We start from the raw sequence: 25728 nt of genomic DNA, 5'->3' as shown, positions 1-25728 counted from the left end.
TCTATCAAGGGTGAGAGTGCAGGGGAGTCTGCGCTCTCACCCTTGATAAGTTTTTGAGTGCATTGACCTTTAACCGGTAGACTGACATAAGAACCGGTATATTAAAACTATTTTTCAAGGAGAGACTGATGGCTGATGCAGCTCGCGCCGCACGCTTGGCAGACCGTATCAAAGTGATTGTGGCTCAGGCGCTAGAACGTCGTATTAAAGACCCTCGTCTAGGATTTGTGACGGTAACAGACGCTCGCGTTACCAACGATTTGCAACACGCAACCGTGTACTACACCGTATATGGCACACCTGAAGAACAAGAATCAACAAAAGCGGCTTTAGAATCAGCCCGCGGAATTTTACGTTCTGAGGTGGGTAAGAACATTACTGCTCGTCTGACCCCAACATTAACTTTTGTTCCTGACGAGGTACCGGTGAACGCTTCTCATATTGAAGAGCTTCTACGTCAAGCACGCAGTCGTGATGAGGCTTTAGCGCAAGAATCTGCTCAGGCTCAGTACGCAGGTGAAGCTGACCCTTATAAGAAACCTGCTGAAGATACCGAAGACGAAGAAGCATAACCGGTGGCACGCCGAGCACCTAACGGGCCTTCAGGAATCGTTGTTATTGATAAACCTGCAGGTTTAACAAGTCATGATGTCGTGGGGAAAGTGCGCCGTTTAGCGCATACTCGACGGGTTGGACACGCCGGAACTTTAGATCCTATGGCAACAGGCGTTCTCATCGTAGGCGTTAATAAGGCTACTAAGCTATTGACGTGGATTACGGGGGAGTCAAAGAGCTATACGGCTACCATCCGTTTGGGCGGTACTACTCATAGCGACGATTTTGATGGACAGCTGCGTTGGTTATGTTCTTCCGAGCATCTGAAAACAATACGTGACGAAGATATTATTCAACAGGTACAGAAACTAACCGGAGATATTGTTCAAGTACCGTCATCGGTCTCTGCCATTAAGGTCGATGGTGTGCGTTCCTATGCTCGCGTTCATCAAGGAGAAGACGTCAAGCTTGCTGGACGTGCCGTACACGTGGCAGAGTTTAAGGTGCTTGATGTGTCTCGCCGGATGGTAAAAGTTGCAGATTTTGCTCGTGAGCTATCGGAAGAGCTCGTATCAGAATATACTCCTGAGACGATGGCTGCAGTCATCGATGTGCAGGTTGAAGTTTCTGTCTCTTCTGGTACGTATGTGCGTGCTTTAGCCCGTGATTTAGGGCAGAGCCTTGGCACCGGAGGATATTTAACTCAGCTGCGTCGTACACGTATTGGTACTGTGAACTTAGAACACTCGGTTTCTTTAGAAGAATTAGCTGAGCAAGAAGAGGCGAACGGTCAGATTCGTCTGATTTCTTTAGAAGACTCTGTTCGAGCTATTTTTCCTTCTCGTACTCTTCTGGCAGAGGAAGCGACGGATATTTCTTTTGGACGTGCTATTAAGGCTGCCTCTGAAGACGTCGCTTTATACGTTGCTCCTGAAGAACCGAATAATCATCCGCCGGTTGAGGGTGTCGAAGCTGTTTTTGCTCCTGACGGTACCTTGGTGGCGTTGGTAAAAAACCAGAAGAAGCGTGGAAAGGTCTTGAGCTTTCCATTATTGGTGTGGGAATCAGGAAAAATATTTGAGGAACAAAACGCATGATGTTCGCTGGTTTAGATGTATGGTTTTGGGGAACCGCACTATTAGGTGGAGTATCTTCTCTTATCTGTTGTTGGCAGTTTCTTCGAGGACGGGTTCCTGATGATTGGTCTCAAGGTTCTGTTCTGATTCTTGAACTATGGCTGGTGATATATCTCATCGGTTCGGTAATCATGCAGATAACTACCGATGGTCCTAGCGGAGACTGGTTAGAATACTATGGTTATCTCATCACTGCGATGCTTATTCCTGCCGGAACTTTTTTCTGGTCGCTTTCAGAACGTACTCGTTGGTCTACCTTAGTGTTGGCTTTAGCGGGCGTTGTTTTGATTGTGATGGTGCATCGGATGAATATGCTCTGGTATTACTATTAGAGCTTAACTTTTCCGGTCTATGATGTAGGACGGATAAGAGGCCGCATTATCATGCGCTTGGACATGGTGCGCGGGTTATTTTCCAAACGTTAGAAGAGAAAAAGAGAACATGTCTAATCTCACCGCAACAAAGTCTCGTGGTTTTGGCAGACTGCTCATTGTTATTTATTGGGTGTTTTCGTTGTCTGCGACTGCTCGAGCTGGGTATCAACTGATTCGTAAGTTTGACCAAGCTCCAGTGTCTATTACGCTTTCTGCAATCTCTGCGGTGGTTTATATTGTGGCAACAATTTGTCTTGCTCGAAAAGACGCGACTTCTTGGAAGCTTGCTGTTGGTGCGGTAAGTTTTGAACTAGTAGGGGTAATATCGGTCAGTGCGCTGTCGTATTTGCGTCCTGATTTGTTTCCTTTAGCGAGTGTATGGTCTCACTTTGGTCAAGGGTATGGGTACATTCCTTTGGTGTTGCCTATTGTTGGGCTGTGGTGGCTGATGCGTACTCGGAAGCTTTCTACACCTTAATGGTGCATGCTATACCAGCTCGTAAGCTCTGAAACTTTTCTGTGAGTGTGTCCCGAACCTTGATGTGTTCTTGTGGTACGGGGTTCATTGCGTAGGATAGAAGTAAGAGAACCAAACTCAAGGAGAACTGTGGACGTCTACCGTCATCTCAACGATATGCCTGCACAAGGGGCACCCTCTGTGGTGACTTTAGGGAACTTTGACGGTGTACATACCGGTCATATTGCTGTACTGAAAACTGTTGTTGATTATGCTCAGCAACATGGTTTACGGTCGGTTGCGATTTCTTTTGATCCGCATCCTGCGCGGGTTCATCGTCCAGAGGTTTCTTTGGAAGAGATTATGGGGCAAGACGATCGCCAGATTTTCTTGGAAGAAGTAGGTATTGAGCATTATCTTCTGATGGAATACACTCATGATTTTTCTCTTCAAAGTCCTGAAGAGTTTGTTGAGTCTACTTTTGTTCATTCCCTCAACGCTAAATATGTGGTGATCGGTGAAGACGTGCGTTTTGGCCGGAATAATAGTGGCGATTTAGCTACGATGCGCCAGCTTGGGCAACGTTATGGTTTTGAGGTCGTAACTGTCGCAGATCTTAAGACAGATGATGGGGAACGAGTCTCCTCTACTCGTATTCGTGAGCTGTTAGCTCACGGTAAGGTCCATCAGGCTGCCAAACTTTTGGGCCGTCCACATCGTATGCGCGGAGAGATTGTTCATGGTGTTGCTCGTGGCCGTTTATTAGGTTTTCCAACCGCAAATATGTCTGCTGATGCTGAGGGCTTCATCCCCGCTGATGGTGTCTATGCAGGATGGTTAATCGATGAGGCGGGGACACGTCACCCTGTGGCAACGTCGGTTGGAACGAACCCTACTTTTGAAGGTATTACTCGTCGTCAAGTTGAGGCGCATGTTTTGGGCCGCCCCGAAGAACCTATTGAAGATTTTAACCTTTACGGACAGCACGTTGTTCTAGAATTTACAGAGCATCTTCGGGATATGGTTGCCTATACTGGAGTCGACGCTCTGATTGAGCAGATTTCTCAAGATGTTATTGACGCTCAACGCGTGTTATTTGAAGAAGAGGCATCATCTTAGAATTGGCGTAGAAATAACAAGGTGGGGTGTGAACCGTTAACGGTTCACACCCCACCTTGTTGTGGGATAGAGTCTTTTACATTTCTTCGTGTTCTAGGGGGTTGTACCCTTTGCATGGAGCGACTTTATCGTATTCGGTAATACGTTTCATCTGTTCAGGGTTGAGTTCCCACGTGAAGACGTCGATATTTTCTTCCATACGTTGTAAGTTAGCGCTCTTTGGAATGGGAACCATTTGCTGTTGTACTGCCCAACGGAGCGCAACCTGTGCTGGGGTGACTCCAAGTTGCTGTGCAATATCGGCAAATACTGCATCATTTTTGAGGGTTTTCATACGGCCTAATGGTGACCAGCATTGGGTAATAATTGCATGTTGTGCGTTGTATTGTGTGAGTTCTTCTTGACGGTAGAAGGGGCTCAACTCAATTTGGTTGACGGCGGGGGTGACACCGCTGTCTGCAACGATACGGTCAATATGTTCTGGGAGAAAGTTTGAGACTCCGATAGAACGGATTTTTCCTTCTTCTTGCATACGGACCAGTGCTTTCCACGTGGGTACGTAGAGATTTTGAGAAGGGTTAGGCCAGTGGATGAGACACAAATCAAGATAATCGACGTTGAGACGTTCTAAAGACTTGTGAACTGAATTGATAGTGGTGTCAAAGCCGTGGTCACGACCTGGTATTTTGGTAGTGACGAAAAGCTCTTCTCGCTCAACTCCGCATCGTTGAATGGCTTGTCCTACACCGTGTTCGTTGCGGTAATTTTGTGCGGTGTCGATGAGCCTGTATCCTCGTCGGATTGCTTCTGCTACGGCGACTTCTGCTTGGACGTCATCCATACCGTAGGTGCCTAAGCCGATGGGTGGAATGGTGTTTCCATCACGCATAATGTGGTCTTGCATTTTAACCTTCCCCTGACAGTTATTTCTTTATTTTTTCTATCATATGGAGGATGTATTGCGCTGAACGCGGTGCAACGATATCCATTGAAAGATGAAAATCTTGGTCTGCTGCTGGCCCGCAAAGGTCTGAGACACATCGTATTGCGATAAATGGTACGCGATGGCTGTAGCATACTTGGGCGATTGCGGTGGTTTCCATATCCGTAGAAAGAGCAGAGGGGAAGACTTCTCGTGTGTCTTTGACGTTATGTGTGGTGACGAAAGAACCGCCAGCTAACATTAATCCAATTTTGACCGGGTGGGTGCTTTCTGTTTCTATAGTGCGTGTATTCTCTAGGAGTTCGGTGTTGCTGTCGTAGTATGTTGGCATGCTGGGTACTTGTCCGCGTTCATATCCGAATGCGGTAGCGTCTGCATCGGTGTAGGTGTATTGTGTGCCGATGATGATGTCCCCAACGTTAACGTTTTGGTGGAGTCCTCCGGCTGTTCCACCGCATAGGATGGCGCTGGGATGTTTAATCTGTGAGAGGGCGAAACTGGTCGCGCTGGCGGCATTGACTAACCCGATTTTTGAGCGCACAAGCAAGATCGGATGTGCTGTTTCTTGGTGCATATGGTATCGAGGGAAGAATTTTGCTTCTCCGATGGTGTAGCTGGGTGCTGCTTCTATTGTCTTCTCGAGAAGTGGTGCGGCTTCTTCATCCATGGCTACTTGGACGATGACAGCGTGCGAGAATGCTTCTGGTAGGTCAGGTGTTGTATGTTCCATATTCCTTATTCTCTCTTACCTCTATGTTTTTAGCTACTGGGGCAGAATAAAACGGAGTGTTGGCAGGGGAGTATCTGTGTGGTGGATGAGGTACGGGAGATTCTTCGGGTTTTACTCTGGTGTTTCTCAGGTGTGAACCATAGACTACAGGAGATTACTTTTGCAGGTTAGTGCAAGAAAATTGTGCTGATTGTAATTTTCTAAGGAGAATAATATGAGTGTGATGGTTCCTACTATTGCTAGCGCTACTGGTTTGATGGGCGGTTATAAGATCGCTCGTGTTACTGGTGTTCGTGCTCTTGGCGGTGTTTTGCTTGCTGCCGGTGGCGCTGTTGCGTATTCGGGGTGGAAGAAGAATGCGGGGACTCCTACGGCTCTTGCTTTGACCGGTGTGTATCTTGGGAGCTTTGGTTATTCTCATGTTCTTGCTCATAAGATTGGGGCGTGGCCTTCGGTGTGTGCGGTGACTGGTGCTACGGCTATTGCTTCTATAGTGTTTGGTCGAGAATCTCGTTAACCGTTGATGGGTTTATGACGGTAGTTGTCAAAGTTTTGTGAGTTTTAGTGTTTCTTATATCTCATCTATAGGAATAAGCACGCGTTATTTTGTGTACTGATGTAACAATGAGGGGTCAGATTGATTCCCCAATGATTCAGGAATAGCTCATGAACACTACCGTCTCTCCCTCCACCTCGGATACTCCCTCCACCCTGAGACGAGGTTTATCTCTTCGTCATATCCTTTTTATTGCTCTTGGTTCAGCCATCGGAACCGGACTTTTCTATGGTTCCGCATCCGCCATTTCTCTAGCTGGACCTTCAGTGCTCTTGGCATACATCATCGGTGGAGCGGCTGTTTTCATGGTCATGCGCGCCATGGGGCAAATGGCTCTAGCCCACCCCGTCTCAGGTGCCTTTTCTGAATATGCCACCCGATACCTCGGACCATGGGCAGGATTCACCACCGGATGGACATACGCCTTCGAAATGGCACTCGTTGCCATTGCTGACGTTACAGCCTTCGCCGTGTATATGCAGTTCTGGTTTCCTTCCTCTCCGGCATGGGTCTGGATCGGCGTAGTTTTACTGTTGATTATGGCTATTAATCTTGTTCAGATTAAAGCTTTTGGCGAAAGCGAATTTTGGTTCACCACAATTAAAGTCGCTGCAATCATTGCCATGATTATCGGCGGCATTATTCTTATGCTGATTGGAACTCAATCTGTTGCTGGAAACACCGCCTCCATCACAAATCTTTGGAGCAACGGCGGATTCTTCCCTCACGGTATATCTGGTTTTATCGCCTGCTTTACCGTCGTTATGTTTGCTTTTGGCGGCATCGAAACTATCGGTATTGCTGCTGGAGAAGCTGAAAATCCTAAAGTATCTATTCCTAAAGCCGTCAACACCACACCCGTACGTATCCTACTGTTCTACGTTTTAGCGTTGACAGTCATTATGTCTCTTATCCCTTGGAACCAGATTCAAGGACAGAGCTCTCCCTTCGTGCAAATCTTTAGCGCTTTAGGTATCCCAGCAGCTGCTCACATCCTGAACTTTGTGGTTCTTACCGCCGCGGTTTCGGCTATTAACGCTGACGTATATGGTGCTGGGCGTATGCTGTATGGTCTTGCACAACAGAAAATGGCACCTGATGCATTTACTCGTACCGCAAAAAATGGAGTTCCCTACATGACTGTTGTCTGTACCGGTTTAGTCCTGATTGTGGGGGTTTTCGTTAACGTCTTCTTTGAAAATGCGTTCTTAGTGGTTGCTTCTCTTGCAACTTTTGCAACGGTCATGGTCTGGGTCATGATTCTTCTATCCCATATTGCCTTCGTCCGAAAAAACAACCACAGTGCATCTCCTCTCGGTTCCTATGTGGCATTGGCTTTCATGGCCTTTATCGTGTTGCAATTTGCGTTCTTTGCGGATACTCGTTTAGCGCTGATAGTCGGTGCTATCTGGTGTGTGTTCCTCGGCGCTTTTTATGTAACTTTTGTCAAAAAGAATCAAGGAAGTTCGCTCCTGTAGTTCTCCTAGCGTTTTCTTTCAGGTAGAGTAAGAGAGATATGAGACTGCAGTCCGTGGTTGTCTCATAGTGTTCTTATTGCTTCTCAGCTTTTAGCGTTGCTAAATCTGAGGCGTAATATAACGAATCCCCGACAACAAAAATGTTGTTCGGGCCGTACACGGCACTAACTCTAGGAGTTATAACAGTGGCGCTAGATCCCGCAGTTAAACAGGAAATTATCAAGGAATACGCAACTCACGAAGGTGACACCGGTTCACCTGAGGTACAGATTGCAGTTTTGACTCGTCGTATCACCGACTTGACTGAACACTTGAAGTTCCACAAACACGATCACCACTCTCGTCGTGGCTTGATGATTCTCGTTGGTCGTCGCCGCAACATGCTTGGCTACCTCAAGAGTGTTGACATCGAACGTTACCGTGCTCTTATCGAGCGCCTCGGTATCCGCCGATAAACATTAAACTTTGGGAGGGCGAAACCGGTGCAACATCTTTCATAGCCTCAGCGATGAGAGATGAAACATTGGTGACGCCCTCTTTCGGCTTTCAGAGACTCATCATCTCTCTCAAAGCCACCACCTAATACACCACCATAAGACCCGATACCTCGCTCAGAGGATTGACCGGTCCTCGGTTGCGGTTTGCGGAGCACCACATCAACTCGTGCATGTGCCGAAAACTTCCATCGAAGATCGATCTTGTCTGAGAGAGATATCGGCAGAGAAGAAATGGAGGAACCTTGGAAGGTCCCGAAATTAAATTTGCAGAAGCTATTATCGACAACGGAAAATTCGGTACTCGTACCGTCCGTTTTGAAACTGGACGTCTCGCAAAACAAGCAGCAGGTTCAGCTCTCGTCACCATCGACGAAGACACCACCTTGCTTTCCGCTACAGCTATTAGCAAGTCTCCACGCGAAGGCTTTGACTTCTTTCCGCTCACCGTGGACGTCGAAGAACGTATGTACGCAGCAGGAAAGATTCCTGGCTCATTCTTCCGCCGTGAAGGACGCCCCACCACTGAAGCAATCCTTGCAGCACGCCTCATTGACCGCCCACTTCGTCCAGCCTTCACCAAAGGTATCCGCAACGAAGTTCAAGTAGTCGTTACCGTTCTGACCATTGATCCTGACGAAATCTACAACACCGTAGCAATCAACGCAGCATCATGTTCCACCACTCTATCGGGCGCTCCATTTAGCGGTCCTATCGGTGGCGTGCGTATTGCCCTCATCGACGGCCAATGGGTATGCTTCCCGAAACATTCACAGCTTGAAAACGCCGTTTTCGATATGGCTGTTGCTGGTCGTATCGTCACCAAATCCGATGGAACAGAAGACGTTGCCATCATGATGGTTGAAGCAGAAGCAACCGACAACTCTTGGACACTCATTAAAGATAACGGTCAGCAAGCACCCACCGAAGAAGTTGTTGCACAAGGCCTCGAAGCCGCAAAACCCTTCATCAAAGCGCTATGCGAAGCTCAGCTAGCCCTTAAGAATGAAGCAGGTAAAGAGCCTCTTGATCTACCAACTTTTGGTTCACACGACGAAGACGTAGATAACGCTGTCAAAAACTTTGCAGCGGACAAACTCGTTGAAGTGTACTCTATTGCCGGTAAACAAGAACGCGAACAAGCTGCTACCGAACTACAGAGCGCACTACTTGAACAGCTCACCGCTGAAGGACAAGAGTTCGAAGGCCGTGAAGACGAAGTAGAAGCAGCCTTTGCAGCTTTGACAAAACACACGGTGCGTCAGCGTATCCTCACCGAACAGGTACGTATTGATGGACGTGGTCTCACCGATATCCGCCAGCTAACTGCTGAAGTTGAAGTTCTTCCTCGCGTACACGGGTCAGCAATCTTCGAACGTGGCGAAACCCAGATTATGGGTGTCACCACGTTGAACATGCTCAAAATGGAACAGCAGCTTGACTCCCTACACCCCGTCAAAGCAAAACGTTACATCCACCACTACAACTTCCCTCCATACTCCACCGGCGAAACCGGTCGTGTTGGCTCACCTAAACGACGCGAAATCGGACACGGTGCTCTAGCAGAACGTGCGCTTACACCAGTGCTGCCTTCTCGTGAAGAGTTCCCCTACGCAATTCGTCAGGTCTCTGAAGCCCTCGGATCCAACGGCTCCACCTCCATGGGCTCAGTCTGTGCTTCAACCCTGTCGCTACTCAACGCTGGCGTACCTCTACGTGCACCTGTTGCAGGTATTGCTATGGGACTTGTCTCCGATGAGGTTGACGGCGAGACCCGCTACGCAGCATTGACCGACATCCTTGGCGCAGAAGATGCTCTAGGCGATATGGACTTCAAAGTTGCCGGAACCAGCGAGTTTGTCACCGCAATTCAGCTCGACACCAAACTCGACGGCATCCCCGCATCTGTTCTTGCCGCAGCGCTAACTCAAGCTCGTGAAGCACGCCTTCACATCCTCGAAGTTCTCAACGCAGCTATCGACGCCCCCGACGAGATGAGCGACTACGCTCCTCGCGTGATTTCAGTACAAGTTCCTGTCTCAAAGATTGGTGAAGTCATTGGTCCTAAGGGCAAGATGATTAACCAGATTCAAGAAGATACCGGAACCGATATCTCCATCGAAGATGACGGAACCGTCTACATCGGTGCAGTGGACGGGCCTTCAGCAGAAGCTGCTCGTGCGGCAGTGAACGCTATCGCGAACCCACAGGTTCCCGAAGTCGGCGAACGCTACCTCGGAACAGTCGTCAAAACTACAACTTTCGGGGCGTTTATCTCTTTGACTCCCGGCAAAGACGGTCTGTTGCACATTTCTGAACTTCGTAAGCTCAACGACGGCAAACGAGTCAATGATGTTGAAGACGTTGTCTCAGTGGGACAGAAGATTCAGGTTGAAATCGCCAAAATCGATGATCGTGGCAAGCTATCTCTTGCTCCTGTCGTCGCCGGAGAAGAAAACACCGACGAAGAAGAAAACGACAACGAATAATCTCGTAGGTCGTCTCTGAAAAGACGCTACATCTGTAGCGTATTGTTTCAGTAGCCTGCATAAGTGTCTTGTGTACTTGTGCAGGCTACTCTTTTATGAGTTTCTAACCTTTCTAGAACAACGCCCAAAAACATGCCCCCATCTAACGGTAAAAGCTGAGCGGGCTGAATAACACACTTAAAACACACACATTTAGGGGAATAATGGCTATACTGCTTCCAACCTCATGGAACGAACTTCGTGATGAACTAGACTACGAAAACGGAAAAATCATCGAACAAGGAGAAGGCGGCCACGAAGTCCGCCGTTCTGTTCTACCTGGTGGTATTCGAGTCATCACCGAAAAAATGCCAGCATTACAAAGTGTCTCTTTAGGTTTTTGGGTGGGTGTCGGCTCACGAGATGAACAAGCTGGAATGTACGGTTCTACCCACTTCCTCGAACACCTCCTCTTCAAAGGAACCGCTCAACGAACAGCTCTAGATATCGCCGAAGCCTTTGACAGCGTCGGCGGAGATTCCAACGCCTTCACCGCAAAAGAACAGACCTGCTACTATGCTCGAGTTCTGACAAAAGATATGCCCCTCGCCATAGACGTCATGGCAGATATGCTGGCGCACTCTTTACTGGATGAAGAACTTTTAGAAAAAGAACGCCAAGTGATTCTTGAAGAACTCGCTATGGGCCAAGACGACCCTGTAGACGTAGCATTCGAAAGTTTCACAGAACAACTCCTTGGCACACACCCATTAGGGCGACCCGTGGGCGGTACAGTAACAGAAATTGAAGATGTACCGCGCCAATCTGTATGGGAACACTACCGCCACTACTACACCCCTGAACAGCTAGTTATTACCGCCGCTGGTGGGTTAGAACACCGAGAGGTCGTCCAACAGGTTCTCGAAGCATTCTCTCGGTACGGGTGGGAACTACCCGAGAATACTGCTCCTATTGAACGACGTGCTAAAGGAATCAGCCACATCGCTGATGGAATAAACCACAAAATTATTGATAAAGGTTGCGAACAAACACACATCTTATTAGGCGTTCACGGCATTATCTCTCAAGACGATAGACGCTATGCACTGAACGTTTTAAACTCAGCTTTTGGAGGAGGGATGTCCTCACGTCTTTTCCAAGAAGTTCGTGAAAAACGTGGACTAGCATATTCGACCTCTGCTTTTTCGAATTCATACTCTGACGCCGGAATTTTTGGTATGTACGCAGGATGTTTACCCGATAAAGCTGAACAGGTACAAGAAATCCTCCGAACAGAATTCGATAAGCTAGCTCAAGACGGTCTACACCCAGAAGAGCTGAAAAAAGTAATTGGGCAGATGCAAGGCTCTATGTTGCTTGGTTATGAAAGTCCTGAATCACGTATGACTCGTCTAGGAGCTATTGAGCTAGGTTCGGGCATCTATCGAACTCTAGAAGAAAGCAGCCAGAAACTAGGTGAGGTCACTTTAGAGCAAGTACAAGAGCTAGCACAATTCCTCGCCCAACAAGAGATGACAACAACAATCGTCCGATAGAACACCCCACATTAGAATATTGATACGAAACTAAACGGTTCTTTACCAAGCGGGGGAAGTTGCTGGCTGAACAGGTTCTGCCGGCTCTTCCTCCGCCGTATCTTGTCGGTCTAAATCTTTTTCCGCCTGAGCTACTGCTGTAGCAATAGTTTGGGCATAAACCTTTTGACCGATAGCTTGAGGATGCACCCCATCCGAGACAAAATACTCGGGGTGGTTCTGCGCTGCCTTAGCCCAATCTGCGATGACAATACTCTTCGGGTATTTTGCGGCAGCTTCTTTAATGACCTTATTAGAATCTTGAACCCACGTCAGATGTGCTGGAGCAGCGCCCGTGACAAGAACAATTTTTCGTTGACCATGATCTGAAATATCTTTAATCAGCTGGTCAATCTCTTCTATCGAATAAGTGGAATTGGTTGTTACCGAAAGTACGACAACAGAACCTAATTGTCCATGCTCGTTAAGACGAGAAATCACGGGGAAAGCCTTGACGATAGTACGAGAGACTTCTCCATCAACTGTCGCGTCAGGTAACGCCTCATGAAGGGCCTCTGCCGAGGCTAAAGATACCGAATCCCCAATAACCGTTACCGAAGGATTCTCTTCCTGTCTCGTCGCTTGTTTAGAGGAGCTTTCTCTTTCTGTAGCAGTCGCAGAATCAGCGTCGGGTGTAGGCGTGGGCTTTTGGTCGGCGATATGTTCTTCATGCGCCTTTTGCGCTTGTTCGCCAGCTGCCACAATATCTTCTGCAGAAGTTGTCTTGGGGGCAGTAATGACTGCCGCTGTGGTAGCAGCAGTACATAGAAGAACCGCGCCTAAGGCCACAAAAGAGGGTAGTTTTTGTGCGCCAGAGAAGGTATTCCAAACAGACGATGCACATGCCACAAAACCACGTTGGCGGATAGGCTCCTCAACATACATATATGACAGGCCCGAAATGATTAAAGTCAAAAAGAGAACAAAGAACTCAACCCAAAATTTCTGATGGACACCAAAAGTGTAGTGTGCAAGAACATAGAGCGGCCAATGCCAGAGGTAAATACCGTAAGAACGTCGCCCAATCCACACTAAAGGAGCCCACGAAAGAACCTGACGTAGAACATCTGAAGCAGGATTATGCACGTCAGGTAAGAGAGCCTGAATCACCGCCAACGCTAGGAAACCAGCAAAGAACAACCCACCAGGCATAAAAAATATTTGGGTCTGTTCTAAAAGTGTTGCATAAAGTACTAAACCAAAAAGGGCTAACCAACCGGCACCTGAACGTAGAGCCCCTTGCCAATGCTCCCCATAACCGACCAGCTGATATAAGCGAGAATCGGCTGGCGGGTACATGCTCCACGGAATCATTAGCGCTAGAAGAACACCCAACATCAAAGGAAAAAGATGCGTATCAGTACCATAGTAGATGCGGTTTGGAGAAACCTCGAAAACGTTGAGAACAACACATAATAGAACCGATAGCAACCCCAAAATAACGGGGATAAGCGCACGACGACTCCACCGCGAAACAAACATGAAAACAATGACGAGTACTACCGGCCATAGAATATAGAACTGCTCTTCAACTGCTAAAGACCAGAAATTAGTGAGCAACTCAGGGGAAGTCTGTGTGAAATAATCATTGCCAGAAAAAATATAGAGCCAGTTAGAAGAAAAAGTGAACGCACCAAAAATTTGACGCCCCAGATTCACCTGCGCGTCATGGCCAATAATGAGTGTAAGCGTACCAATAACAATGATGAGCAGAACAATCGATGGAATGAGTCGACGAGCACGACGAACCCAAAAATCAATGATGTTCATCTTGCCGGTGTAGGCACCTTCACGCAAAAGCAAAGCAGTAATGAGGTAACCGGAGATGACGAAAAAAATATCGACACCAATCATGCCCCCTGGAAGCACTCCCGGCCATAAGTGATAGACCACCACACACAATACGGCTAACGCTCGTAAACCGTCTAAACCAGGTAGACGATACTTCCGTTGGCCTTCTGCAGGGTCAACACTGGAATAAAAGACATGCTCTTGATTCAACTGTTACCTCTAATTACCTAATCAGTTACTTCACGAGAAACGAAGTAACTGTATAAGTTTATGGCACAGCTGAGGATATCTCCGCAATTTTTCTGCGCTACATTTAGAGTGTTATACAGACATTGAAGAGAATAACGACTCTCTACCTGCATCGAAACACACCTCAAGGAGAAAACGTGAGTATGAGCACCCCCTGGAAAGTCGCTATCGCCGGAGCCTACGGAAAAATGGGACAAGAAGCCGTCCGAGCCGTAGAAAATGCACCTGACATGGAACTCGTCGCTCAACTCGGCTCTCACGATCCTCTAGAAAAGATGATTGAAGCGCAAGCACAGATTCTGGTAGATCTCACCGTACCCAATAGCACCGAACAAAACGTCCATTTTGCTATTGAACACGGAATCCACGCCGTCGTTGGAACCACCGGATGGGATGAAGAAAAACTCAACCGGCTTACAGAAAAACTGACACAGAATCCAATAACCGGAGTGCTCATTGCCCCGAACTTCGCCATCGGAGCCATTCTCGCCACAGAATTTGCAGCACGGGCAGCCCAATACTTTGAATCAGTAGAAATTATTGAACTTCACCACCCACAAAAAGTTGATGCACCATCTGGTACGGCCGTACACACCGCACATAAAATAGCTCAAGCACGCAAAACAGCAAATCTGCCAGTATCTCCTGACGCTACCGTCACAGACACCGGAAACTCTCGTGGAGCACTCATCGACGACGTCAGAGTACACGCCGTACGCTTGCGAGGGCTCACTGCAAGCCAAGAGATACTTCTCGGGGACGAAGGGCAACAATTAACGATTCGCCACGACTCCTTTGATCGTTCCTCGTTCATGCCTGGGATATTACTGGGCATCCGAAAAGTCAGCTCTCACCCTGGCTTAACACACGGACTTGACCATTACCTCGAACTGAGCTAAAAACCATGAACTCGCTACGAAACTTCACAGCGAGCGCATGCGTGCTCTTAGTCCTCACCATCTTCATACTGCCCTTAGAAAATCACACGAAACTTTCTCTAATCGCGGTTTTAGCCTGTAGTGCTCTATTCCTCTTCTGGGAGGTAACCGGACGAACCAAAGCCTTCGCATGGGCTATCATTATCGCGCTCACTCTTTACCTACTGATGAGCATGAGATATGCTCTGGCTTTATTCCAAGCAGGAACACCCACCGGCTATCTGATGGGCGCTGGCATGATAGGCCTACCAATACTAGGGGGGTGGGCCATGATACGAGAAATACTCTTTGGTATACGTGTCGAAAAACTTGAACAACAACTCCACCTCGACGACACCTCCAACTCGTATCGTGAACTGCTCCAACAGCTAGATGGCGGACAAGCCCAAGAGCTCTTTAGCAGGGTAGAAAATCGTATTAAACACGAACCCCACAGCTGGAAGAACTGGTTTGTTCTTGGACGGATCTACGAGGTGCTCAAAGACCGTAAACGGGCCCGAAAATCTATACGTATAGCGCTCGCCTTATCTGAAGGTAAAACACCCGCATCGTTAGAGGTGTAGAGGTGTCAGCGGAGATGATGAGTCGGCAAAATACAAAAACTGAGCAAAAGAGGGTAGTCTAAGGAATATGTCTGAGTCCTTAAACCACACTAAAGGTACGTTTGTTGAGCCCATTTTTGGCAGAATGCTCACCGCTATGGTGACTCCTTTTTCTGCTGACGGCTCTGTTGATGAGGAAAAAACAGCCCAACTGGCACAATACCTTGTTGATAATGGTCACGATGGGCTAGTTGTTTGTGGCACAACAGGCGAGTACTCCACCATGACAGACGAAGAAAATGAGCGGGTTTTCCGTATCGTCAAAGATGCGGTGGGGCAGCGTACCACGATTATTGCTGGTGTTGGTTCTAACGATACTGCCCATACCTTGCATTTGGCTCAGCGTGCTGAAGCAGTTGGTGTTGACGGTCTTTTAGTGGTGACACCGTATTACAATAAACCGACTCAGTCTGGTTTGCTCGGGCATTTTACCGCTATTGCAGATGCTGTACATACTCCGGTGATGCTTTACGACATTCCTGGACGTGCGGGTATCCCTATCGCTCCTGCTACCTACCAGAAGCTTGCTCAACACGAAAATATTGTTGCTGTCAAAGATGCTAAGGCTGACTTTTCTGCGGCAACAGAAGTGATGGCAACAACCGATTTACAGTTTTATTCTGGTGATGACGGACTCACCTTGCCATGGTTGGCTATGGGAGCTGTCGGACTGATCGGCGTGACAACTCATATTGCACCGCAATTATTCCGAACATTGATTGATGCCGTTGTCGCTGAAGACTTATCTCAAGCGCAACAGTTGCATCGAGAGCTCACTCCTATTGTTACGGCAACGATGTCGTGTGTTCCAGGATGTGTAGCTGCCAAAAAGATTCTTACATGGCAAGGACTTTTGGATTCTCCAACGGTTCGCTTGCCGCACGTGGAGCCGACGCAAGCAGAGGAGACTCTCATGCGTTCTTATCTAGAGCAATCGTCGATAGCTTCCACTCTTATTCGCTAAAAACTCGGATGAAGCGGGTTCATGAACTCTTCTAGTTTGTGGACTCGCTTTTGCCATGACATATATTGAAGGACATAATATTGGCAGTATTTGATACAGAACTTCGCCAACCTAAAAAGTTGAAGAAAGACACTCTACGTGTTGTTCCTCTTGGAGGACTAGGCGAAGTCGGACGTAACATGACCGTATACGAGATTAACGGTCAGCTTCTCATCGTGGACTGTGGCGTGCTCTTCCCTGAAGAATCTCAGCCTGGTGTCGACCTCATTCTGCCCGATTTGAACTACATCAAAGACCGTCTTGACGACATCGCGGCAGTTGTCCTCACCCACGGACACGAAGACCATATCGGTGCGGTGCCGTATCTATTGCGCCGTCGCCCTGATATTCCGTTGATTGGTTCTCAGCTGACTTTAGCGTTGGTTGAAGCGAAGCTTGCTGAACACCGCATTAAACCTTACACATTGACTGTTGTTGAGGGGCAGACCGAAAAAATTGGTCCTTTTGAATGCGAATTTGTGGCTGTTAACCACTCTATTCCAGACGCTTTAGCTGTATTTATCCGTACAGCTGCCGGTAAGGTGCTTCATACCGGTGACTTCAAAATGGATCAGTTGCCGCTCGACGGTCGACTAACGGATCTCCGTCATTTTGCCCGTCTAGGAGAAGAAGGCATTGACCTCTTCTTACCTGATTCAACGAACGCAGAAGTTCCTGGTTTTACTCCTACCGAGAAAAACATTGGTAAGGTTCTTTCTCAGGTCTTTCGAGATGCCACCCAGCGTATTATTGTGGCGTCTTTCTCCTCTCACGTGCACCGCGTTCAACAGGTTCTCGAAGCCGCCCATGAGCGTGGCCGAAAAGTAGTGTTGGTGGGGCGTTCTATGGTACGTAATATGACCATCGCCGAGAAATTGGGGTACTTGAAAGTTCCTCCAAATACTTTGGTTGATTTGAAGAAAATTGACCAATACCGTCCTGATGAAATCGTCATGATGTGTACCGGTTCTCAGGGAGAGCCGATGGCAGCTTTATCTCGTATGGCTAATGGGGATCATAAGATTCAGGTTGAACAAGGTGACACTATCGTTCTTGCTTCTTCTCTGATTCCTGGCAACGAGACGAGCGTTTATCGCGTTATTAACTCATTGTTGAAGCTCGGTGCTGAAGTGATCCATAAGGGTAACGCAAAAGTCCACGTTTCTGGGCACGCTGCTGCTGGAGAGCTGTTGTACTGCTATAACATTCTCAAACCAAAGAATGTTATGCCTGTTCACGGTGAGGTTCGACATCTTATCGCAAATGGTAATTTGGCAATTGAGACGGGTGTCCCTGAAGAGAACGTCTTATTGTGTGAAGGCGGCACTGTTGTTGACTTGGCAGATGGCGTTGCTCAGATTGTCGGTCAAGTTCGTTGCGATTATGTGTATGTTGATGGTCGTTCTGTCGGTGAGATTACGGAGGAAGACCTCAAAGACCGTTTGGTCTTGAGTGAAGAAGGGTTCGTTTCTGTGGTTGCGGTGATTGACCGTGAAGCAAAGCGTGTGGTTTTTGGTCCTGATATTCACGCTCGAGGAGTGGCTGAAGACGATTCTGTCTTTGAAGATATTGCACCAAAGATTACTGCTGCTCTTGAAGACGCTTTGCATCTTGCTCCAGAGAAGGTTCATACTACACATCAACTACAGCAGATTGTCCGTCGTACTATTGGTTCGTGGGTTGCTCGTCGTCTGCGACGGAAGCCCATGATTTTGCCAACGGTTTTGGACACTCCTTCGGCAAAGACTGCAACTACTGAATAAGTTAAAGATAAGGTTTAACTTATTAGTTTTTATTCGTTATTATTCAAGCGGGTGAAACGACCTTTAGGAAGGTTTCGCCCGCTTGAGTCCACTGAAAACTTACGGGATGTATGGCACGCAGAACAACATCAGCTCATAAAACGAACACAAAGCGTCCTTCAACACGCACGCAAACTCGAAAGAAGAGTACCTCAACACGCTCATCAGCGCGTTCAACAGCGAGAGTTGAGCGTCCTTCTTGGTTCTCTCGTACCGTCCTTGGTACGTGGAATGGTTTTGCGCACCTTATTGGTGGAGCTATCCGACGTATGGGCGAACTTCGCACGGACATTGCACCAGAAGAGCGCCGCGACGGAGGCGCATTAGTTGTTTTGCTCATGGGCCTTATGACTGCCGGCGTTGAATGGTGGGCTTGGAGCACACTGTATTTGCCGTCATGGGTTGAAAGCCCTCTGCGTTGGTGGCATGTATTCGTTGGGGGAGTCTGGGGACAAGGCGCTCTATTGATTCCTTTCTTCGCTGTGTTCTTCGCTGTACGTATTTTCCGTCACCCTCTAGAGGTTCGTTCGAACAACCGTATTGCTGCTGGGCTAACCATTATGCTCGTTGCCGCTTCGATGGTTGCCGCGAAACTGAACGATTTTCCAACCTTTGCTCAAGGTTTTGAAGGTGTCTGGAATGGTGGTGGGGTTGTTGGACTGGTTGTTTCTGCTCCTGCAGTGCGTCTTGTCGGCGGCATCAATATTCTTGAATGGGTTCTTTGCGGGCTTGTTTTTGCTGTAGGTCTATTGATTGCGACGAAGACGCCACTTCGTCACATTGGTCCTCGTTTGGTGCATATTATGGGGATTCTCTTAGGAGAGCCGCCCGCAAAAATGCCAGAAAACCATGAACCTGAAGATAAGGTTGAATCAAAGCTCCCTGTATACCATGATCGTAGCTACCTCTACGAGAACGAAACCACACCTGAAAAACCATCCTCCTCACGAGGCTTTTTAGCATGGCTTGGATTCGGCAAAAACGCCCGTCGAGACACCTCTTTAGACCGCTACGACGGAGACGAAGCCTTTGAAACTGCACTCCTAACAGAAGAACTAGAACCACACGAACAATTCACCCCAGAGCCTGCCGAAAACACCAGAAAAGGTCGCACTAAACGACGCGCTACAAGAACAGAACCAGACACACACAACCTAGAGACACTCTCTACCACCCAAAAACTTAACGGGAAAACACGTGTTGTTTCTCAAACCACACCAAAGCTCTTCGACCAAGACCAATGGGCGACACCAGAAACAAACATCCTAGACGCTCCTGCTCAACGTCTGGCACAAGCTCAACAAGCAGCCATCATCCACGGACGGCGTGAAGAACCTCAACAACACGAAAATATCTTCTTAACACCTGAAGAGGCTCCAACCTCTACCGTCGAACCCTCTACCGAAACACCGACGGCTACTGTTGAACAACCGTCTCCTGCTAAAACAGCAGATGTAGCACCACCTGCTATCGGAAAACCCGCACCACCAAAACCCGCCGTAGCGGAAAAACCCGTGGTAGCCGAAAAATCTACGGTGCAGTCACCGCTAACAAATAACACGCTCAAACCTGCAGTACAAGAGGCCCGTCCTCAACAAGTGGTAGCACTCTCGAACGGCACATACGCTCTACCTGAAGAGTCCATGCTCGTTGCCGGACCTCCTGCAAAAGAAAGCTCTGAAGTTAACGCTCAAGTCGTAGAATCCTTAACCAACGTCCTCGAACAATTCAATGTTGATGCTGAAGTTACGGGATTCTCTCGGGGGCCAACAGTAACTCGCTACGAAATTGAGTTAGGTGCTGGCACCAAAGTTGAGCGTGTAACCGCACTATCAAAGAACATCGCCTATGCTGTGGCCTCTGCAGATGTGCGTATTCTGTCACCTATCCCCGGTAAATCTGCCATTGGTATTGAAATTCCCAATACCGACCGAGAAACGGTCGCTCTCGGTGACGTTCTACGTTCTAGCCAAGCACACCATAATGACCACCCCATGATTATGGGCGTTGGTAAAGATGTTGAGGGCGGATTCGTTCTAGCTAACCTTGCAAAAATGCCGCATATGCTTGTTGCTGGTGCTACTGGTGCCGGTAAATCATCGTTTGTGAACTCGATGATTACCTCTATTTTGATGAGAGCAACTCCTGATCAGGTACGTTTGGTCATGGTTGACCCTAAACGCGTAGAACTGACCGCATATGAGGGCATTCCCCATTTGATTACCCCCATTATTACGAACCCTAAGAAAGCTGCCGAAGCTTTGCAATGGGTCGTTCGTGAGATGGACGCACGCTATGATGATTTGGCCCATTACGGTTACAAACACATCGATGACTTTAACAAAGCGGTCGAAGCTGGAAAGATTCAACCGGATCCAGGTAGTAAGCGCACTATCAAAACATACCCATATCTTTTGGTGATTGTTGACGAGCTTGCGGATTTGATGATGGTTGCTCCACGCGACGTTGAAGAAGCTATCGTTCGTATCACTCAGCTTGCACGAGCCGCTGGTATCCATCTTGTTTTGGCTACGCAGCGTCCTTCTGTTGACGTTGTCACCGGCTTGATTAAAGCAAACGTTCCATCTCGTATGGCCTTTTCAACCTCCTCTGTTACTGACTCTCGAGTGGTATTGGATCAGCCGGGTGCTGAGAAACTTATTGGTCAAGGTGATGCTCTGTTCTTGCCGATGGGTGCCTCGAAACCGATGCGTGTACAAGGTGCTTGGGTCAGCGAATCAGAGATTCACCAGATTGTTGAGCATGTTAAAACGCAGATGCCGGTGAACTATCGTGAAGATGTTCTACAATCGGCTCCAAAGAAACATATTGATGACGATATTGGTGACGATCTTGACGTCCTTCTGCGTGCAGCTGAGCTAATCGTAACGACGCAATTTGGTTCTACCTCAATGCTGCAACGTAAATTGCGTGTAGGTTTTGCTAAAGCAGGACGTCTAATGGACTTACTGGAATCTCGCGAGATTGTTGGTCCTTCCGAAGGGTCTAAAGCACGTGATGTTCTTGTACCTCCTGAGGAATTGCCGACTGTGCTTGCGCGCTTACGCGGTGAAGACGTGCCAGAACCATCTGTAAGTTCGCACAGCGCCGATACTGATGAATATCTCAGCGCTGGTGAGTCCTCATCGGATGATGATTCAAGCGAAGACGCATGGAGTTTAACTGGTCGATAAAGTCGACACAGACAGAGGAAGGTACTGTTATGGTCAGAAAAAAACAGCAGGAACTATGGAATGTGCCTAATATTCTTACCATGCTGAGAATTGCAATGGTGCCTTTATTTATGGTGCTGTTACTGGCTTCAGGCCCTTATGGCCAGTCTTCTTCTGCTGCGCGTTGGTGGGCGGTCGCTGTTTTCGTCATCGCAATGCTGACCGATTGGCTTGATGGGTATATTGCTCGTTCGCGAAACCTCATCACAAATTTTGGAAAAATTGCAGACCCTATTGCCGATAAATTATTGACCGGTGCTGCTTTTATTGGGTTTTCGCTCTTAGGTGAGCTTTGGTGGTGGGTTACCTGCGTTATCCTTCTTCGCGAGTGGGGCATTACGCTGATGAGATTCTTCGTGATTCGTTATGGCGTGATGGCCGCTGGAAAGGGTGGAAAACTCAAGACCGTATTACAAACTGTTGCTGTGATTCTCATGCTTCTTCCTCTGGGACTGTTAGGTTTCTGGGCCTTACTACCGGGATATGCGGTGCTAGCGGCAGCAACAATATTGACGGTTACTACCGGGGTTGAATACGTGCGTCATGCTTTAGAGTTGCGTCGTAGTGCTCGTAGAAGAAGGTTGTGATGTCTTCCCAGACTCTTGCTGAACAGGTCGTGTTCTGCGCTCGCCAACGAAAAGTTTTTATTGCTACTGCCGAGTCTTTGACAGGTGGCATGATTTCGCAACATTTGTGTTCTGTTGCGGGAGCTTCTTCGGCGTATCGTGGCGGTATCGTCTCATACGCAACAGATTTGAAGGCAAAACTTTTAGGTGTAGATGAACAACTTCTAGAACGTGAAGGTGCTGTTCATCCTGAAGTGGCTCAGAGCATGGCTTTGGGTGCTATGCAGGTGTGCGGGGCAGATTATGCTGTTTCGACGACGGGAGTTGCTGGCCCTGAACCGTTGGACGGGCAACCCGTTGGTCGAGTATTTTTAGGTATTTCGACGCCTGATGGCGTTTTTTCTCAAGAGAAGATGTATCAGGGTACTCGTGAGGAGATTCGTGAATGTTCTTGTCAGGATGCTTTAGAACTTTTGTTGAACTATCTGAAATAACGTAAAAGATGTTTTTAACTGAACTTTCAGTGAAACTGCAGAAAACTTTGAGATAAATAGGGAATGAAACACGCTCGTTGTGCTGTTATATATAATGCCTCTTTTATAGAGCATTGATGATTCTAAAAAGTTCTTTGTGAATCAGGATAGTAGATAGCTGATTGAGTATTCATCATACGCTAGGCTATAAAAAATATAGCTTCGAAGATTCGAAGCCGAAAATATCAGGAGTTAGGTATAAAAATGACCAAGCAACCCGTATCCGTGAACGGTGTCGTCCGTTGGAAGGATGTGGGTCAGTCCACTCATACTGCACCCACTCAACATGAGCCAAAAGTACTTCTTTTGCGTCAGGCTATTGGTGAGGTGCTTCGCGACGTTCGTCAGCGTCAAGGGCGTACGCTCCGTGAGGTTTCGCATAGCGCCCGTGTTTCTTTGGGGTATCTTAGCGAGGTAGAACGTGGGCAGAAAGAAGCATCGTCTGAGCTTCTTGGTTCTATCTGTCAAGCACTAGATATTCCGTTGTCTCAGATGTTACGTGAAGTTTCGGATCGACTATCTGGGGAAGACCGCTTCAGCGTGCCTGATACTGTTCCTACAGAATTTTCGGAGCAGTTTAATCGTGAGTATGGGATTGCTGCAACATCTTCTAAGGATATTCCTGCTGAGTGCACAACAACACGCTAGAACAAAGCGGTTAATAGAACGTGAAGTACGGTTGCTTACGATGGTAGGCAACCGTACTTTATCTGTGAGGACATTATGCGTTTAAGCGAGTTTTGGAGACTGATGGATGATGAGTTTGGTGCTCATTATTCTCGGGTACTTGCCAAAGATGTAGTTTTGGGTGCGTGTGGAGATATAACTGCTGTTGAAGCATTAGAGCGGGGTGTTCCGGTTCGCCAAGTGTGGGAGGCTATTTGCGATATGCAAGAAGTTCCTGAATCTCGACGTTTGGGGCGAGATATTCCACCGCGAAAAAATTAGTAATTTTGTTCGAGGTTATCTTCCGAGTAAGTAGAAAATATATTCGATAAAGGGTATGCTCTGTATTCGGAGCTTGAAGATATAACGCACGGTATCTTATCCACAGTTTTGTACTTCTCTGTTTTTCAGCTCGAACGCTTGTAGAGTGGTAACGAACAATAACAATAGTCATTCGGACGTGCCGAAGTGAGGTAACACAATATGGCAGCTAAATCTCGAAATACTCAGCCTGTAAGCCGAGTATCTGATGAAGGTCGCGAAAAAGCTTTAGAGACCGTTCTCGCTCAGATTGATAAGAGCTACGGTAAAGGTGCTGTGATGCGCCTCGGCGATAAAGAAGCCGTTAAAGTAGAGACTGTCTCAACCGGTGCTTTGTCTCTGGACGCTGCTTTAGGTATTGGTGGGCTACCTCGCGGGCGTGTTATCGAGATTTATGGTCCCGAATCTTCTGGTAAAACAACGGTAGCTTTACACGCCGTTGCTGACGTTCAAAAACGTGGCGGTATTGCTGCGTTCATTGATGCTGAGCATGCACTTGACCCTATCTATGCTGCAAAACTTGGTGTTGATACGGATGCTTTGCTTGTTTCTCAGCCTGATACTGGTGAACAAGCTTTAGAAATCATGGATATGCTTGTTGGGTCCGGCTCTGTAGATATCATCGTCGTAGACTCTGTGGCTGCTTTGGTCCCTCGCGCTGAGATTGAAGGCGAAATGGGGGATTCCCACGTTGGGCTACAGGCTCGTTTGATGTCTCAAGCGCTACGTAAAATTACGGGTCGTTTGGCACAGACCGGAACTACCGCAATTTTCATTAACCAGCTACGCGAAAAAATTGGTGTGTTCTTTGGTTCTCCAGAAACAACAACCGGCGGTAAAGCTCTTAAATTCTATGCTTCAGTTCGTATCGACATTCGTCGTATCGAGACGCTAAAAGACGGTGCGCAGCCTATCGGTAACCGTACTCGAGCTAAAATCGTGAAAAACAAGATGGCTCCGCCCTTCAAACAAGCTGAATTCGACATCCTATACGGCGAGGGTATCTCCGTTGAAGGCGGCATTATCGATATGGGCGTTGACAACGGCATCGTTAAAAAATCTGGTGCTTGGTTTACTTACGAGGGTGAACAGCTTGGGCAAGGTAAAGAAAACGTTCGTAAGTTCTTGAAAGATAATCCGGAACTGACCGAAGAAATTAAATATAAGACCTTAGTTAAACTCGGCATCATCGAAGATGATACGCAGATTGGGGAGAGCGAAGTTCAGGAGAGTGACCCTCTCAATAGCTCTTCAGACGGGCTCTAATATTTCTTAGATAGTGGGGTAAGGAGCGTATGCTTCTTACCCCACTATTTATTCGTGAACCATTGACGTTTCATGTTGAGCTATATTGCCTAGCATCAAAGTTGAGGAGAAGAACATGGAATCTTTTGACGAAGAGAATTATCCTTCATGGCACCCTGCAGCATGGGGTGCAGCCGAAGAAGACTTACTTAAAAGTTCTCAGGACTTCTCTGGTTCATCTTCAGCGAGTCAAAGCTCTTGGGGCGATCAAGACGCCTCTGAGAGCAAAGAGCTCAGCGAAGAACAGAAAGCCCGCGAGTTTACGCACGCAAAAAATATTGTGTATCAGCAGCTAGCCGCTTCTGCTAAAACGCGTTTTCAACTCGAGAAAAAACTATCTGATAAAGGAATCTCTGCGGAGATTGCAGAAGACCTTTTGCAACGTTGCGAAGCTGTTGGTCTTGTCAATGATGAAGAGTATGCCCAAATGTATGTTCGCACAACAGCGAACATGAAAAAACTATCTCGTTCAGCGTTACATCGAGAGTTAAAAACTCGAGGCATCCGCGAAGAATATATTGAGCAGGCTTTAGCTCAACGTAGTGATTCTGACGAATATGAGGATGCTGTTAGCCTAGTTCAAAAAAAGTTGCGTCCATCAATGAACTTGAGTGACTATCGAGAAAAAGAGAAAATTATGCGCCGTCTCGTCTCTATGCTAGGACGTAAAGGATATTCTTCTTCTCTGGCATTTTCTGTAGTGCGTTCGGAAGTAGAGCGCATGGCTGAACATCAAGAACGTTCATCCTACGAATAAAGTTCACAACGAGATAGGGCAAGAGAACACATCGTATTGGTTGGCGCTATACGTACT

Annotated in this window: 24 protein-coding genes; 21 read left to right on the top strand and 3 right to left on the bottom strand. The window is 47.6% G+C overall.

Going from position 1 to position 25728, the window contains the following annotated elements; translation table 11 throughout:
- The first annotated feature begins 128 nt into the window (after positions 1–128).
- The 5 genes from rbfA (at position 129) to ACN08X_RS06360 (ending at position 3641) form a co-directional block, all read left to right on the top strand.
- Positions 129–572: a 30S ribosome-binding factor RbfA gene (rbfA, locus tag ACN08X_RS06380; RefSeq protein WP_419102167.1), complete on the top strand. Its 444-nt coding sequence runs from the start codon at positions 129–131 to the stop codon at positions 570–572.
- 3 nt (positions 573–575) lie between these two features.
- Entirely contained in the window at positions 576–1652 is a 1077-nt protein-coding gene (gene truB / locus ACN08X_RS06375) for a tRNA pseudouridine(55) synthase TruB (protein ID WP_419108251.1), read from the top strand.
- Complete coding sequence (locus tag ACN08X_RS06370; protein WP_419102169.1) at positions 1649–2023, top strand: hypothetical protein; 375 nt, start codon at positions 1649–1651, stop codon at positions 2021–2023. Before truB ends, ACN08X_RS06370 begins: the two co-directional genes overlap by 4 nt.
- 109 nt (positions 2024–2132) lie before the next feature.
- Complete coding sequence (locus tag ACN08X_RS06365; RefSeq protein ID WP_419102170.1) at positions 2133–2543, top strand: hypothetical protein; 411 nt, start codon at positions 2133–2135, stop codon at positions 2541–2543.
- Positions 2544–2672: 129 nt separating this feature from the next.
- Positions 2673–3641, top strand: coding sequence for a bifunctional riboflavin kinase/FAD synthetase (locus ACN08X_RS06360; protein ID WP_419108250.1), 969 nt, complete (start codon positions 2673–2675; stop codon positions 3639–3641).
- A gap of 76 nt (positions 3642–3717) precedes the next feature.
- Here ACN08X_RS06360 and ACN08X_RS06355 read toward each other — a convergent pair whose 3' ends face one another.
- On the bottom strand, positions 3718–4545 hold the full coding sequence (locus ACN08X_RS06355; RefSeq protein WP_419108249.1) for an aldo/keto reductase: 828 nt from the start codon (positions 4543–4545) through the stop codon (positions 3718–3720).
- A gap of 19 nt (positions 4546–4564) precedes the next feature.
- A complete protein-coding gene (locus ACN08X_RS06350; RefSeq protein WP_419102173.1) occupies positions 4565–5314 on the bottom strand; it encodes a 5'-methylthioadenosine/adenosylhomocysteine nucleosidase in 750 nt (249 codons plus the stop codon).
- Positions 5315–5528: 214 nt separating this feature from the next.
- Between ACN08X_RS06350 and ACN08X_RS06345 the strand changes: the two genes are divergently transcribed.
- From ACN08X_RS06345 to ACN08X_RS06325, 5 genes are all read left to right on the top strand, one after another.
- Positions 5529–5831 carry a hypothetical protein gene (locus ACN08X_RS06345; RefSeq protein ID WP_419102174.1) on the top strand — a complete coding sequence of 101 codons (303 nt, stop codon included), beginning with the start codon at positions 5529–5531 and terminating at the stop codon, positions 5829–5831.
- A gap of 149 nt (positions 5832–5980) precedes the next feature.
- Positions 5981–7348, top strand: coding sequence for an amino acid permease (locus ACN08X_RS06340; RefSeq protein WP_419106184.1), 1368 nt, complete (start codon positions 5981–5983; stop codon positions 7346–7348).
- A 185-nt stretch (positions 7349–7533) separates the two neighbouring features.
- A complete protein-coding gene (rpsO, locus tag ACN08X_RS06335) occupies positions 7534–7803 on the top strand; it encodes a 30S ribosomal protein S15 (protein WP_419102176.1) in 270 nt (89 codons plus the stop codon).
- 284 nt (positions 7804–8087) lie between these two features.
- Positions 8088–10331 (top strand): polyribonucleotide nucleotidyltransferase, encoded by a 2244-nt coding sequence (locus ACN08X_RS06330; RefSeq protein WP_419108248.1) that lies wholly within the window; start codon positions 8088–8090, stop codon positions 10329–10331.
- A gap of 203 nt (positions 10332–10534) precedes the next feature.
- Complete coding sequence (locus ACN08X_RS06325; protein WP_419108247.1) at positions 10535–11866, top strand: M16 family metallopeptidase; 1332 nt, start codon at positions 10535–10537, stop codon at positions 11864–11866.
- 42 nt (positions 11867–11908) lie between these two features.
- Here ACN08X_RS06325 and ACN08X_RS06320 read toward each other — a convergent pair whose 3' ends face one another.
- Positions 11909–13906, bottom strand: coding sequence for an acyltransferase family protein (locus tag ACN08X_RS06320; RefSeq protein ID WP_419108246.1), 1998 nt, complete (start codon positions 13904–13906; stop codon positions 11909–11911).
- Between the two features lie 182 nt (positions 13907–14088).
- Here ACN08X_RS06320 and dapB point away from each other — a divergent pair, with 182 nt between their 5' ends.
- The 11 genes from dapB (at position 14089) to ACN08X_RS06265 (ending at position 25671) form a co-directional block, all read left to right on the top strand.
- Positions 14089–14844: a 4-hydroxy-tetrahydrodipicolinate reductase gene (dapB, locus tag ACN08X_RS06315; protein ID WP_419102180.1), complete on the top strand. Its 756-nt coding sequence runs from the start codon at positions 14089–14091 to the stop codon at positions 14842–14844.
- Between the two features lie 5 nt (positions 14845–14849).
- Positions 14850–15446, top strand: coding sequence for a hypothetical protein (locus ACN08X_RS06310; protein ID WP_419108245.1), 597 nt, complete (start codon positions 14850–14852; stop codon positions 15444–15446).
- 67 nt (positions 15447–15513) lie between these two features.
- Entirely contained in the window at positions 15514–16449 is a 936-nt protein-coding gene (gene dapA / locus ACN08X_RS06305; protein WP_419102182.1) for a 4-hydroxy-tetrahydrodipicolinate synthase, read from the top strand.
- An 80-nt stretch (positions 16450–16529) separates the two neighbouring features.
- Complete coding sequence (locus tag ACN08X_RS06300) at positions 16530–18251, top strand: ribonuclease J (protein WP_419102183.1); 1722 nt, start codon at positions 16530–16532, stop codon at positions 18249–18251.
- A 110-nt stretch (positions 18252–18361) separates the two neighbouring features.
- The gene (locus ACN08X_RS06295; protein ID WP_419108244.1) at positions 18362–21484 is read left to right on the top strand and encodes a DNA translocase FtsK 4TM domain-containing protein; all 3123 of its coding nucleotides are present in this window, start codon (positions 18362–18364) and stop codon (positions 21482–21484) included.
- Between the two features lie 29 nt (positions 21485–21513).
- On the top strand, positions 21514–22110 hold the full coding sequence (gene pgsA / locus ACN08X_RS06290) for a CDP-diacylglycerol--glycerol-3-phosphate 3-phosphatidyltransferase (protein WP_419102185.1): 597 nt from the start codon (positions 21514–21516) through the stop codon (positions 22108–22110).
- Positions 22110–22583 carry a CinA family protein gene (locus tag ACN08X_RS06285; RefSeq protein ID WP_419108243.1) on the top strand — a complete coding sequence of 158 codons (474 nt, stop codon included), beginning with the start codon at positions 22110–22112 and terminating at the stop codon, positions 22581–22583. The genes pgsA and ACN08X_RS06285 overlap by 1 nt, the downstream gene beginning before the upstream one ends.
- A gap of 243 nt (positions 22584–22826) precedes the next feature.
- A complete protein-coding gene (locus ACN08X_RS06280; protein ID WP_419102187.1) occupies positions 22827–23270 on the top strand; it encodes a helix-turn-helix domain-containing protein in 444 nt (147 codons plus the stop codon).
- 75 nt (positions 23271–23345) lie between these two features.
- Complete coding sequence (locus ACN08X_RS06275; protein ID WP_419106192.1) at positions 23346–23570, top strand: DUF3046 domain-containing protein; 225 nt, start codon at positions 23346–23348, stop codon at positions 23568–23570.
- Positions 23571–23771: 201 nt separating this feature from the next.
- Positions 23772–24875 (top strand): recombinase RecA, encoded by a 1104-nt coding sequence (recA, locus tag ACN08X_RS06270; RefSeq protein WP_419102189.1) that lies wholly within the window; start codon positions 23772–23774, stop codon positions 24873–24875.
- A gap of 115 nt (positions 24876–24990) precedes the next feature.
- Complete coding sequence (locus ACN08X_RS06265; protein ID WP_419108242.1) at positions 24991–25671, top strand: regulatory protein RecX; 681 nt, start codon at positions 24991–24993, stop codon at positions 25669–25671.
- Positions 25672–25728 lie beyond the last annotated feature (57 nt).

It is taken from the genome of Rothia sp. P6271 (assembly GCF_048512995.1).
GTDB lineage: Bacteria > Actinomycetota > Actinomycetes > Actinomycetales > Micrococcaceae > Rothia.
Note: the sequence above shows the minus strand (reverse complement) of the source record. Positions and strands in the feature narration are given on the sequence as shown.